An 11,619-nucleotide genomic window follows, 5' to 3' on the forward strand; every position below is an offset into this window, starting at 1 on the left:
ACCATGGCCATGTGGGTGTCAGCCATGCTGGGCTGGCTCTTGGGCGTGGCCTTGCCGCAGGGCATGCCAGCCTTGCCGTCTGGCACCGGGCAACTGGCTGCAGTGGTGCTGGGCTTGCTGGTGATGGCGGCCGTGGTGCGTGCGCGGAGCTGGGTCGCCTGGTACCGATGCCTGGGTGTGTTGTGCGCCGTGGCCTTGCTCGCGTGGGTGCAGGCTTGCTGGCGCGCTCAGGCGCTGGTTGAACAGCAGGTGCCACTTGCTTGGGAGGCCAGTACCGTGCGCCTTGAAGGCCAGATTGACGGCCTGCCGGTTCGGCGCGGTGATGCCTGGCAACTGGAGGTGCTTGTGCGTCGGCTGGACGGCGAGATGCCTCGCCCGCAGTGGCCAGCTCGGGTGATGCTCTACTGGCGCCAGGCTGAAAAGGGGCTTCCCGATGTCGAGTCCGGCCAGGTCTGGTCATGGCCTGTGCGGTTTCGGTCGCCTCAGGGGCCTGGCAACCCGGCCGGCTTTGACCAGGCCTTGTGGCTGCTGGAGCACGGCATGCGAGCGACCGCGACAGTGCGGGCCAAGGGCGAAGAGCTTGCGCAACTGATTCAGCCAGCGCGTGGCTGGACAGGGTCGCTGGACCGCTTTCGCCAGCGCGTACGCGAGCGGATTGCGGGGGTGGTCATCGACCCCCGCCTGGCGGGTGTGCTGGCCGGGCTCACGGTGGGTGACCAGTCGGCCATTGATGCCGAAGACTGGGACGTGTTCCGTCAGACGGGCGTGGCACACCTGATTTCCATCAGTGGTTTGCACATTGCCATGGTTGGGTGGATGGTGGCCGGCGCGGTGTCCGCCGTGTGGCGACGCAGCCCCAAGCTGATCTGGCGGCGTCCGACAGCGGAGGTGGCTGCCTGGTCGATGGTGCTGGGTGCCGCGGGCTACGCCGTGCTGGCGGGCTGGGGGGTGCCTGCTCAGCGCACTGTGTGCATGTTGCTGGTGTCGTCCTTGTTGCGGCTGTCTGGCAGGCGATGGCCTTGGCCCTTGCAATGGTTGATCGGCGCCACCGTGGTGACCGCCTGGGACCCCTGGGCGCTGGCGCAAGCCGGTTTCTGGCTGTCGTTTGTGGCGGTGGGCGTGTTGCTGGCCAGTGGGCCCTCTGTACAGCGAGGGGACGAGCCTGTGGCCTGGCCCCAGCGCTGGGGGCGGGCCGCCAGGGAGGCTGTACGCACGCAATGGCTGGCCACGCTGGGTTTGTTGCCACTGGGGGCGCTCATCTTCCAGCAGGTGTCCGTGGTGGGCTTTCTGGCCAATCTGGTGGCCATACCCGTGTTCACCTTGCTGGTTACGCCTTTGGCACTGGCAGGCATGGTGTGGTCGCCGCTCTGGCATGTGGCAGCCTGGGTGCTGCACGGGTGTCTGGGCATCTTGCAAGGCATGGCGGCGTGGCCTGGTGCGGTCTGGTACACCGCGGCCTGGCCAGCGTGGCTGGGGCCGCTGGCCATCGGCTCAGCTTGCCTGCTGGTCATGCCGGTGCCCCGCGGCTGGCGTTGGCTGGGTTTGCCCTTGCTGTTGCCTGTCTTGCACCTGCCTTTTGCCTGGGGCACCTTGTCTCAGCCATCCGTGGGGCAGTTCGGGGTACTGGCGCCCGATGTCGAGCAGGGCACGGCCGTGGTCATCTATACCGCCCGCCATGCCCTGCTGTTTGACACCGGACCGAAGTTGGGCGAGCGGTCTGATGCCGGGCAACGGGTGGTGGTGCCGGTATTGCGGTCGGTTGGCTTGACGCGGCTCGATGAAGTGGTGCTCAGCCATGGGGATGCCGACCACACGGGTGGCGCCTTGTCGGTTGATGCGGCGATCCCGGTGAGTGTCTGGCGAACCACACTGGCCGAAGACGACCCGGTGCGGGTGCAACTGGCGGCGCTTCAGCCGCTTCGTGCGCATGTGCCTTGCCAGGCTGGTCAGCGGTGGCAATGGGATGGCGTGTTGTTTGAGGTGCTGCACCCGACAGCGGATGAGCTGGCAGGGCGGAGCCATGTGCCCGATAACGCTTTGTCTTGCGTGATCCGGGTGGTAGCACAGGCCCGCCACGGTCACGCACCAAAGGCGGTTTTGCTCACCGGCGACGTCGAGGCACCGCAAGAGGCTGCCTTGCTGCATCGGGAGGGTGAGGCAGGGCGCTTGACCAGTACCTTGCTGGTGGCACCCCACCACGGCAGCAAGACCTCGTCGACCGAGGGCTTCTTGAAAGCGGTGGCACCCAGGCAGGTGCTGGTGCAGGCAGGGCTGCATAACCGCTACGGACACCCTGCACCGTCTGTGGTGGCTCGTTACGAGGCATTGGGCCTGCAGGTGCTGCAGTCCAGCACCTGCGGGGCCTATCTGTGGTTCAGCGATGGCAGCCCGGCGCGTTGCTGGCGAGTTGGAACCCGCCGCTATTGGCACCCAGCCAGCCGCACCGACTGATCAGTCGGCCAGATAGTCGGCAGGCAGGCGTGTCACCAACAGCTTGTCGATGCGCTTGCCATCCATGTCGACCACCTCAAAGCGCCAGCCTTCCCACTCGACCGCATCGGTGGTTTCCGGCAGGTGGCCCAACAGCATCATGACCATGCCGGCCAGGGTGTTGTAGCGACCACGGTCTTCGTCCGGCAGGTTCTTGAGCTCGAGGCGGTCTTTCAGTTCAGGCGCCGGAATCAACCCGTCGATCAGCCAGGAACCGTCTTCGCGCTGGATGGCCCAGCTGTCTGACGCCTCTTCGGTGGTGAACTCGCCAGTGATGGCTTCCAGCACGTCACGCAGGGTGATGACACCTTGCACTTCACCGTATTCATCCACCACGAAGACCATTTGCACGGCAGAGGCGCGGAAGTGGTCGAGCAACTCCATGCCGGAGAGGGTCTCAGGCACGAACACGGCAGGCTGCAGACCGGCTGTGAGGTCGTTGTCCTGCCCCTGGGTGATCTGGTGCAGCAACTGCTGGGCCGTGATCACACCCACCACATCATCCAGGCTGCCACGGCAAACAGGGTAGCGTGAGTGGCCATGCAAGGCGATCACGGCGAGGTTTTCCTTGAGGGGGGCCTCCAGGTTCAACCAGGCGATGTCGCTGCGGGGGATCATCATCGAGCCCACCTGGCGATCATCCAGGCGGAACACATTGCGCACCATCTGATGCTCATTGGCTTCGATCACACCGGCATCCAGGCCTTCTTCCAGGCTGGCGGCAATCTCTTCTTCGGTCACGCCACGGTCGGTGTCCTTGACACCCAGCAGGCTCAAGATGGTGTCTGTCGTGGCGGCCAGAAAGCGCACGAAGGGGCGCGTCAGCTGCGACAGCAGCTTCATGGGCTTGGCCACCAGGCGTGCCACGGTTTCAGGGTGAACCTGACCCACGCGCTTGGGCACCAGCTCACCAAAGATGATGGTGACGAAGGTGATGATCATCACCACCAGACCGGTGGCAGTCACCTTGGCCACATCTTCATGCAGATGCAGGGTGCTTTGCAGCCAGATGGACAGGCCACCTGAGAAGGCCGCATCCCCCACGATGCCGTTGAGCACGCCGGTGGATGTGATGCCGATCTGAACGGTTGAAAGAAACTGAGTCGGGTTATCGTGCAGCTCCATGGCAACCTTGGAACCGGAGTCACCGGATTCCGCCATGACCTGCAGTCGGGCTTTGCGACTGGAAGCGAGGGCCATCTCAGACATGGCAAAAATGCCGTTGAGAATGGTCAGAAATACGAGAAGCGCAACGTCCATTTGTGGCACCGGGCTCGGCCGGGCCGTCAGTTTCTATGGGCGAAGCGTAGCAGAATCGATGCCATGATCTATTTGGTTGGTGACTTGCAAGGTTGTTGCGACCCGCTTGAGCGGCTGTTGGCAACGATCGATTTCTCCCCTTCGCGGGACCGTGTTTACTTCCTGGGGGACCTGGTCAACCGGGGGCCGGACTCGCTGGGCGTGCTGCGGCGTTTACGCGACATGGGTGATGCGGCCGTGTGCCTGCTGGGCAACCATGACCTGCACCTGCTGGCCGTTGCCAACGGGGTGCGCAAGGCGCACCGCAGCGACACGCTGGATGCCATCCTTGATGCGCCAGACCGTGACGCCTGGCTCGAATGGCTGCGAGCACGCCGCCTGGCGGTGCACGAGCATGGCTGGTTGATGGTGCACGCGGGCGTGCTGCCGCAGTGGGATGCCGCAGAAGCGATGCGACTGGCCGCTGAGGTGGAAACGATGCTGGCCGGACCGGATCTGCATGGCTTCCTGACGGTGATGTATGGCAACCACCCCCCGCAGTGGGACGAGCGCCTTGAGGGGGCCGACCGCTGGCGTTGTGTGATCAACAGCTTCACCCGCTTACGCTTCTGTACGGCGGATGGGACGATGGACTTTGCTGTGAAGGAAGGGGCTGACTCGGCCCCTGAAGGCTTGATGCCCTGGTTCAATGTGCCTGGGCGCCGCACCGAGGGCACGCCGATCGCTTTCGGGCACTGGTCCACGCTGGGCCTGATCAACCGTCCGGACCTGATGGCGCTGGACACCGGCTGCATCTGGGGCGGGCAGTTGACGGCGGTGCGTGTGGACGGCGGACGACGCGAAGTCATCCAGATCGAGTGTCCACAGGCCCAAAAGCCAGGCAAGGCCTGAATTCGACACAAAGCGCCCTTACAATGGCGCCCACAGGGTGTGTGGCCGAGCGGTTTAAGGCACCGGTCTTGAAAACCGGCGAACGTTAGCGCGTTCCGTGAGTTCGAATCTCACCGCACCCGCCACTTTCAATCTTCCAGCAGACGCTTCAGCCCGGCCACGCCTACCGGCGGCTCGGGTGACCAGGGCAGCGTGACTGTGCGCTGTGACAGCCCTTGGCTGATGCGCTCCATTTGCTGGCGCTCGCCTTGCAGGCGGGTCTTGAGCAGCGGGTCGTGTGTGCCTGCAGCCAGAATCGATTTGTTGATCACCCAGGCATAAGGCTCGATGTGGGCGCGTCGCAGGTCGTCCTGCAGGGCGGCGGCTTGCGAAACCGGCGTGGTTTCGGGCAGGGTGACCAACACAATGCGGGTGTACTCCGGGTCTTGCAGCCGCATCAGCGGGGTGACGATGTGCGCTGCCGACTTGCCTTCGAACTCGCGTGCCATCTGGCGATGGTAGGCCCCGGTGGCGTCCATCAGCAGCAGCGAGTGGCCTGTCGGGGCGGTGTCGAGCACGACAAAGGCGCTGCGCGCGGCCGCCACGGTGCGCGAAAACGCATGAAACACGGCCACCTCTTCGGTGCAGGGGGACTGCAGGTCTTCCAGCAGCAGGGCCTTTTCCTGCTCGTCAAGCTGCGCCCCACGTGAAGCCATGATCTTGTCGATGTAGCGCTGTGTTTCGGCCTTGGGGTCGATGCGGCTGACGTCCAGACCGGGCACCTGACCATCGAGCGTGGCTGCCAGATGGGCGGCCGGGTCGGTGGTGCTGAGGTGCACGGCGTGGCCCCGTTCGACCAGGCCCAGCGCCAGAGCGGCCGCGATGGTGGTTTTGCCCACGCCACCTTTGCCCATCACCATGATCAGGCCCTTGCCAGATGCCGCCAGCTCGTCCACCAGGGACGCGAAGTGCTTGGCTGGCAGGGGCTGCTCGTCATTCTGGCTGCTGACGGTGCTGATCGGGGCAGGGGTGTCGGACAAGAGCGCGCGCAGGGCATCCAGCCCCACGGTGTCGAAGGCGCGCAGGGGGACATGGGTGCATGGCAGGGCGGCCAATGCGGCGGGCAGGGCCTCGATGGCGGCCTGGCCCTGGGCTTCGATGGCACGTGCGACCGCATCTTGCGGGTCGGTGGCGTGGAACACCCCGTTGATGACCAGGCGCTGGTGGCTCAGGGTCAGTTCACGCAGTTCATCAGCCGTGCGGGCGGCTTCAGCCAGCGCCCCCTTGTCTGGGCGCGACACCAGCACCACGGTGGTCTGTGCGCTGTTGCTCAAGGCGGCCAGGGCCGCATTGAAGCGCGCTTCCTGCATCTTGAGGCCCGAGTGCGGGCCCAGGCAGGAGGCACCGCGGTCGTTGTCCTTGAGGAAGCCGCTCCAAGCTTTGGGCAGGCTCAACAGGCGCAGGGTGTGGCCCGTGGGGGCGGTGTCGAACACCACGTGGTCGTAGGCCTGGGCGCCATCGGTCAGCAGGCTGGCAAATTCGTCAAAGGTGGCGATTTCGGTGGTGCAGGCGCCCGAGAGCTGTTCGCGCACCGTGGCGCGTTCCTGCTCGCTGCTGTGGCCCATCATCTGGGCCAGCACGCGCTGGCGGTAGGACTCGGCCGCCGTGTTGGGGTCGATGTTGAGCACCGACAGGCCTGGCACACCGGGCACCGGCGTGGGCGTGTTGTGCAGGGCCACATGCAGCATCTCGTCGAGGTTGGACGCCGCATCGGTGCTGACCAGCAGCACCCGCAGCCCGCTGTCCGCCAGCTGGATGGCGGTGGCGGTCGACAAGGAGGTCTTGCCAACCCCGCCTTTGCCGGTAAAAAACAGGAAGCGGGTGGGGTGGTCCAGCAGTTTCATGGTGCCGTTTGCAATCAGGTCAGATCAGCCAGGTTCGAATCTTGTCACGTGCGGGTACGCCGCCGGCATGCACCACTTTGCCATCAACCACCACACCGGGCGTCGACATCACGCCATAGCGCACGATGCTGGGCATGTCTTGCACTTTTTCAATCTGGATGGCCGTGCCCACTTCCTGCGCCACGCTCTCGATCAGGGCGATGGTGTTGCGGCAGTTGGCGCAACCAGAGCCCAGTACCTTGATGTCTTTCATGTTGTGCTCTCTGTCAAATAGGGGTGCTTACAGCACCAGGTTGAATACATAGCCGACCAGCAGGATGCCGACGGCCACCACGCCGGCGAACGTGGCAATCAATGGCGGCTTCAGTGCCTTGCGAAGGATGATCATTTCCGGTGCAGACAGGGCGATCACGCTCATCATGAAAGCCAAGGCGGTGCCCAGTGCAGCCCCTTTGCCCAGCAACGCCTGCACGATGGGGATGATGCCCGCCGCGTTGGTGTACATGGGGATGCCGAGCACCACCGCAACCGGCACAGACCACCAGGCTGAGCGGCCCATGATGCTGGCCATGAAGTCTTGCGGCACATAGCCGTGAATGCCAGCGCCCAGGGCGATGCCGGCGATCACATAGGGCCAGACCTTGCCGACGATGTCTTTGACATGGTGTCCGCCGGCCTCGAAGCGACTTACCCAGTCCAGGCCATCGCCTTCATAGCTGGTCGAAGCAGGGCCGTTGGCGATGTCTTGAACCCAGTCTTCCAGATAGCGCTCCAGGCGCAGGTGGCCCATGACGAGGCCCGCCACAATGGCCACCGAGAGGCCCAAGCCCATGTAGAGCGCAGCCACTTTCCAGCCAAATAGGCCAAAGAGCATGACCAAAGCGACCTCGTTGACCATGGGCGCCGAGATCAGAAACGAGAAGGTGATGCCCAACGGCACGCCCGCAGACAGGATGCCGATGAACAGCGGCACAGCCGAGCATGAACAAAACGGGGTGACCACCCCTAGCAGCGCGGCCAGCACATTGCCCACGCCGGCGCGCTTGCCGGCCAGCAAGGCTCGTGTGCGCTCGGGGGCAAAGAAGGTTTGCACCACGCCCATCACGAAGACGATGCCGGTCAACAGCAGCAGGACCTTGGGGGTGTCATAGGCAAAAAAGTGCAGCGACTCACCCAGCGCGGTCTGCCTGCTGAGGCCCAACATGCCGATGACAGCATCTGCAAAGTCAGTGAGATGGGTGTAGGCCCACCACCAGGCAGGCACTAGCCCGACCAGGGCCAGCAGCCACCACAGCAGCGGGCGGTTGGTGACAGGCATCCGCTCAGAACTCATCATGTTTTCAGCATTTCAATGTCTGGAAGGGCTGTCAAGCCGATGGCGCAATAAGCGACTGCATGACGCCAGCATGCTCGGCATCGCCGCGCGATGTGGCGGGTGCTGACTGTGCAGGAGCCGTGGGTGTGCTGTCATGCAACAGCGCACCCCATTGCGACAACACGGCTTCGCGGCGGCTGTTTTCCTGGGGGCAGGCCCAGTTGGCGATCTCTTTGGCAAAACCAACACACATGAGCATCTCCTTGGTAGTGAGGTCTGTTCACACAAGAAGACGCATGTGGGGCCAAAAAGATGCAGGGGTCAGTGCTTTCTAGGCGTGAAGCAACACACTGCCCCCTGTGCGTCGAGCACCACCTTGCAGGAGACCATCAGCTGGGCGCGCAGGCGTTTGCGGGCCCGCTGGATGCGAGATTTGGCGCCAGGCAGCGAGATGCCCAGGTGCCGGGCGTAGTCTTCCTGGCTCATGCCCCGCAGGTCGCAGTGGGTGATGGCATCGCGGTCGGCTTCGCTCAATTCTTCGAGCACGCGAGGCAGGCAGGTGACCAGGCTGTCAACGGGCGGTGGGGCGTCTGGCTCGACGGCAGGCCAGGCCTCGTCCAGCGGTTCCGATGGACGGTGCTGGCGCCAATGGTCCACCAGTGCGTTGCGTGTGACTTCGAACAGCCACGCTCTGGCGTTGTCGACGTCGCAAAAGCGCGGGCCCTGACGCAAGGCCTTGATGAAGGTGTCCTGCATCAGGTCTTCGCAGACATCGGGCTCGTCGAGGCGGCTGCGCAACCAGGCACGCAGCTCGCGTTCGTGTTGGTGCCAGGCCTGCATGAGACAGGGCTGAGCGGTGTGGGCCCCGGGCGCGCTCATGCTTTGACTTCGTACCAGGCCTTGCTCTGGTTGACCACGCGCACGACCAGCAGCATCACCGGCACCTCGATGAGCACGCCCACCACGGTGGCCAGCGCCGCGCCTGATTTGAACCCGAACAGGCTGATGGCGGCTGCCACGGCCAGCTCGAAAAAGTTGCTGGCGCCGATCAGGGCCGAGGGGCAGGCCACGTTGTGGGCTTCACCCAGCTTGCGATTGAGCCAGTAAGCCAGCGCCGAGTTGAACAGCACCTGAATCAGGATGGGCACAGCCAGCATGGCGATGACCAGCGGCTGCTCGATGATGGCTTGCCCCTGGAAGGCAAACAGCAGCACGAGGGTGAGCAGCAGGGCAGAAATTGACCAGGGGCCGATGCGGGCCAGGGCGGCATCGAAAGCGGCCTGTCCCTTCTTGAGCAGCGCCTGGCGGATGAGTTGCGCCAGGATGACCGGGATGACGATGTACAGCACCACCGAGGTCACCAGCGTGGCCCACGGCACGGTGATGGACGACAAACCCAGCAAGAGACCCACGATCGGCGCAAAGGCGAACACCATGATGGTGTCGTTGAGGGCCACCTGACTCAGCGTGAAGAGCGGGTGGCCATTGGTCAGGCGGCTCCACACGAACACCATGGCCGTGCAAGGCGCTGCTGCCAGCAGAATCAGGCCGGCAATGTAGCTGTCAAGCTGCTCGGCGGGCAGCCAGGGCGCAAACACCTGGCGCACGAACAGCCAGCCCAGAAAGGCCATGGAAAAGGGCTTCACCGCCCAGTTCACGAACAGCGTGACTCCGATGCCGCGCCAGTGGGCCTTCACTTGCGAGAGGCTGTCGAAGTCGACCTTGATGAGCATCGGGATGATCATCACCCAGATGAGCAGGCCTACCGGCAGGTTGACCTGGGCGATTTCCATGCCCCCAATGGCCTGCACGGGCCCGGGGGCGACTTGGCCCAGGGCAATGCCGGCCACGATGCACAGAAAGACCCAGACGGTGAGGTAGCGTTCGAAGACGCTCATGGACGAGGTGTTGGACTGCGACATGGGGTTGATCCGATTCAGCTGCGGGCGATGGCTTCGAGCGCAGCCGCGAGTGCTGGCTTGCTCAGGGTGTCGAGGGGTAGGGCCAGCAGTTGCAGCATCTTGTAGCCAATGGCCTGACGGGTCAGCTCAAAAGCGCGGCGCTTGCCATCGTCGCCGCCTTCGGCGTTGCTCGGGTCCGGGTAGCCCCAGTGCACTTTCACCGGCTGGCCATTGCCACCGAAGAACACCGGGCAGGCCTCTGCTGCCGCGCTGTCGCACACCGTGATCACGATGGACAGGGGTGGTGCCTCAGGCGTGGTGAACTCGTCCCAGCTCTTGCTGCGGTAGCCGGTGGTGTCGATGCCGGCGTAGTTCAAGGCTTCCAGCGCAAAGGGATTGAGCCGACCGCTGGGAGCGCTGCCGGCGCTGTGGGCGCGCACATCTTTGCCCAGCTTGCCAGCCAGGTGGTTGAGCATGCCTTCAGACAGCACGCTGCGCGCCGAGTTGTGGGTGCAGAGGATGAGGACGTGGGTGGTCATGGTGGTACAGCGTTCAACAACAACGGGACGGGGCAGACTTGACGGGAATGGAGATGGGCTTGCCGCTCACCTTGGGCGTGCAGCAGGCCTGAGCCTCGGCTTGTGCCGGAGCAGCGCTTGCTTCACCTTCACGGAACACGGGAATGTTGCCCAGCGTGCGGAAATGCTCCCAGGGCAGGCCTTGGGGGTCGACCAGCCAGTGCTTGTCGCTGCGGGCGTAGCAGCAGGTGGTCTGGCCTTCGTCGATCAGCGACATGTCAGCCTGTGCAGCCTGGGCCTTCATGGCAGCCAGGTCTGCTTCGTTGTCGACCTGGAACCCGAGGTGGTCCAAACCAACTTGACCCTGACCGCGCGTGGAAATGGCGAAGTTCACGGCGGGGTCGTCCAGCATCCACTTCGCGTAGTCAGACTCCACCCGAGCTGGTTGGGCGCCAAACATGGCCGAGTAGAAAGCGATGTTGCGGTCGAGGTCATCAACGTGGATATGAACGTGAAAGCGCTTCATGGTGGGCTCCGATCAGCAGGTGGTGCATTGGCGGGTTGTTGCTGGCGCAGAGGCTTCGCACGCCTGGCCCTGGCAGCAGTGCTCGGTGAGGTAGTGAATGACGCCATTCATGCGGTCAAACGCCGCGCGGTAGATCAGGTGGCGGCCCTCGCGCTCTTGCGAAACAAGGCCGGCATGCGTCAGTTCCTTGAGGTGAAAGGACAGCGAAGTGCCTGGCACGGCCAATTGCTCGGACAGCACACTCGGGGTCAAGCCCTGGGGCCCGGCCACCACCAACGCCCGGAACACACGCAGGCGAACGGGTTGGGCCAGGGCAGAGAGGGCGGTGATGACGTCGTTTTCTTCCATCATTCAATTATGATTGAAATATTGATATGTTGTCCATCTGGAATTTCGGACGCCGCACGCAAGCAATGCACGGTGTGGCGATTCAGAAGGCGCGGGATGCAACGCTGCAGACTGGAAGGAGCAGGCGCGCGAGCCGTGATACCGAGGAAGGTGATGCCGGCTTGAGGGCTTGCGAAATGTTTCCGTGTGTGTAAGCTTGTGCCAAACATAACGAGCCATGGTCCGGGCACACGGACGACAGGGAGAAGCGGCTTGAAGACACACCAGAACATGGATACATGTGGAATCCATATCTATCCAGATGTGGATAGATGTAGCCATTTCTGGCTAGATATGGATTTCTGGGTGATGTCTAAATTACGTTAGGCGTCGGAGGAAGCGTCAGCGACGCATACTGTGCACATGGCAATCCCACACACAACTCCTGGCCAGCTCATCGACGTTCGTCCATTTGGCCTGCGCCTTCAGAGCGAAAAGACCACTGCGC

12 protein-coding genes and 1 tRNA gene are annotated in these 11,619 nt (G+C 63.7%); 3 read left to right on the forward strand and 10 right to left on the reverse strand.

Annotation, left to right across the window (positions count from 1 at the left end; genetic code table 11):
* Positions 1 to 3: 3 nt before the first annotated feature.
* The gene (locus ACE3PH_RS15280; protein WP_374320618.1) at positions 4 to 2,451 is read left to right on the forward strand and encodes a DNA internalization-related competence protein ComEC/Rec2; all 2,448 of its coding nucleotides are present in this window, start codon (positions 4 to 6) and stop codon (positions 2,449 to 2,451) included.
* On the opposite strand, the gene ACE3PH_RS15285 is transcribed toward ACE3PH_RS15280, so the two are convergent.
* Complete coding sequence (locus tag ACE3PH_RS15285; protein ID WP_374320620.1) at positions 2,452 to 3,750, reverse strand: hemolysin family protein; 1,299 nt, start codon at positions 3,748 to 3,750, stop codon at positions 2,452 to 2,454.
* Between the two features lie 63 nt (positions 3,751 to 3,813).
* On the opposite strand from ACE3PH_RS15285, the gene ACE3PH_RS15290 reads away from it, so the two are divergent.
* Both ACE3PH_RS15290 and ACE3PH_RS15295 read left to right on the forward strand, forming a co-directional pair.
* Positions 3,814 to 4,641, forward strand: coding sequence for a symmetrical bis(5'-nucleosyl)-tetraphosphatase (locus ACE3PH_RS15290; protein WP_374320622.1), 828 nt, complete (start codon positions 3,814 to 3,816; stop codon positions 4,639 to 4,641).
* Between the two features lie 35 nt (positions 4,642 to 4,676).
* Positions 4,677 to 4,766 (forward strand) — tRNA-Ser (locus ACE3PH_RS15295).
* 3 nt (positions 4,767 to 4,769) lie between these two features.
* Here ACE3PH_RS15295 and arsA read toward each other — a convergent pair.
* The 9 genes from arsA to ACE3PH_RS15340 all read right to left on the reverse strand — a co-directional run bounded on the left by arsA (position 4,770) and on the right by ACE3PH_RS15340 (position 11,132).
* Positions 4,770 to 6,524 (reverse strand): arsenical pump-driving ATPase, encoded by a 1,755-nt coding sequence (gene arsA, locus ACE3PH_RS15300; protein WP_374320624.1) that lies wholly within the window; start codon positions 6,522 to 6,524, stop codon positions 4,770 to 4,772.
* A 19-nt stretch (positions 6,525 to 6,543) separates the two neighbouring features.
* Positions 6,544 to 6,777, reverse strand: a complete 234-nt coding sequence (locus tag ACE3PH_RS15305; protein WP_374320626.1) for a thioredoxin family protein — start codon at positions 6,775 to 6,777, stop codon at positions 6,544 to 6,546.
* Positions 6,778 to 6,804: 27 nt separating this feature from the next.
* A complete protein-coding gene (locus ACE3PH_RS15310) occupies positions 6,805 to 7,842 on the reverse strand; it encodes a permease (RefSeq protein ID WP_374320628.1) in 1,038 nt (345 codons plus the stop codon).
* A 49-nt stretch (positions 7,843 to 7,891) separates the two neighbouring features.
* Positions 7,892 to 8,092, reverse strand: coding sequence for a hypothetical protein (locus tag ACE3PH_RS15315; RefSeq protein WP_374320630.1), 201 nt, complete (start codon positions 8,090 to 8,092; stop codon positions 7,892 to 7,894).
* Between the two features lie 68 nt (positions 8,093 to 8,160).
* Positions 8,161 to 8,718, reverse strand: coding sequence for a sigma-70 family RNA polymerase sigma factor (locus tag ACE3PH_RS15320; protein WP_374320632.1), 558 nt, complete (start codon positions 8,716 to 8,718; stop codon positions 8,161 to 8,163).
* Complete coding sequence (gene arsB, locus ACE3PH_RS15325) at positions 8,715 to 9,761, reverse strand: ACR3 family arsenite efflux transporter (protein WP_374320634.1); 1,047 nt, start codon at positions 9,759 to 9,761, stop codon at positions 8,715 to 8,717. The genes ACE3PH_RS15320 and arsB overlap by 4 nt, the downstream gene beginning before the upstream one ends.
* 14 nt (positions 9,762 to 9,775) lie before the next feature.
* Entirely contained in the window at positions 9,776 to 10,279 is a 504-nt protein-coding gene (locus ACE3PH_RS15330) for an arsenate reductase ArsC (RefSeq protein WP_374320636.1), read from the reverse strand.
* A gap of 13 nt (positions 10,280 to 10,292) precedes the next feature.
* On the reverse strand, positions 10,293 to 10,784 hold the full coding sequence (locus ACE3PH_RS15335; protein ID WP_374320638.1) for an ArsI/CadI family heavy metal resistance metalloenzyme: 492 nt from the start codon (positions 10,782 to 10,784) through the stop codon (positions 10,293 to 10,295).
* 12 nt (positions 10,785 to 10,796) lie between these two features.
* A complete protein-coding gene (locus ACE3PH_RS15340; RefSeq protein ID WP_374320647.1) occupies positions 10,797 to 11,132 on the reverse strand; it encodes an ArsR/SmtB family transcription factor in 336 nt (111 codons plus the stop codon).
* Positions 11,133 to 11,619: the final 487 nt, after the last annotated feature.

Origin of the sequence: Aquabacterium sp., from assembly GCF_041909175.1 — a bacterium.
GTDB lineage: Bacteria > Pseudomonadota > Gammaproteobacteria > Burkholderiales > Burkholderiaceae_C > Aquabacterium.

What these genes read in the sequence shown, in the direction of transcription:
- ACE3PH_RS15280 (WP_374320618.1), top strand. Translation starts at nt 4, where the DNA reads ATGGCCATGTGGGTGTCAGCCATGCTGGGCTGGCTCTTGGGCGTGGCC.
- ACE3PH_RS15285 (WP_374320620.1), bottom strand. Translation starts at nt 3,750, where the DNA reads ATGGACGTTGCGCTTCTCGTATTTCTGACCATTCTCAACGGCATTTTT.
- ACE3PH_RS15290 (WP_374320622.1), top strand. Translation starts at nt 3,814, where the DNA reads ATGATCTATTTGGTTGGTGACTTGCAAGGTTGTTGCGACCCGCTTGAG.
- arsA (WP_374320624.1), bottom strand. Translation starts at nt 6,524, where the DNA reads ATGAAACTGCTGGACCACCCCACCCGCTTCCTGTTTTTTACCGGCAAA.
- ACE3PH_RS15305 (WP_374320626.1), bottom strand. Translation starts at nt 6,777, where the DNA reads ATGAAAGACATCAAGGTACTGGGCTCTGGTTGCGCCAACTGCCGCAAC.
- ACE3PH_RS15310 (WP_374320628.1), bottom strand. Translation starts at nt 7,842, where the DNA reads ATGCCTGTCACCAACCGCCCGCTGCTGTGGTGGCTGCTGGCCCTGGTC.
- ACE3PH_RS15315 (WP_374320630.1), bottom strand. Translation starts at nt 8,092, where the DNA reads ATGTGTGTTGGTTTTGCCAAAGAGATCGCCAACTGGGCCTGCCCCCAG.
- ACE3PH_RS15320 (WP_374320632.1), bottom strand. Translation starts at nt 8,718, where the DNA reads ATGAGCGCGCCCGGGGCCCACACCGCTCAGCCCTGTCTCATGCAGGCC.
- arsB (WP_374320634.1), bottom strand. Translation starts at nt 9,761, where the DNA reads ATGTCGCAGTCCAACACCTCGTCCATGAGCGTCTTCGAACGCTACCTC.
- ACE3PH_RS15330 (WP_374320636.1), bottom strand. Translation starts at nt 10,279, where the DNA reads ATGACCACCCACGTCCTCATCCTCTGCACCCACAACTCGGCGCGCAGC.
- ACE3PH_RS15335 (WP_374320638.1), bottom strand. Translation starts at nt 10,784, where the DNA reads ATGAAGCGCTTTCACGTTCATATCCACGTTGATGACCTCGACCGCAAC.
- ACE3PH_RS15340 (WP_374320647.1), bottom strand. Translation starts at nt 11,132, where the DNA reads ATGGAAGAAAACGACGTCATCACCGCCCTCTCTGCCCTGGCCCAACCC.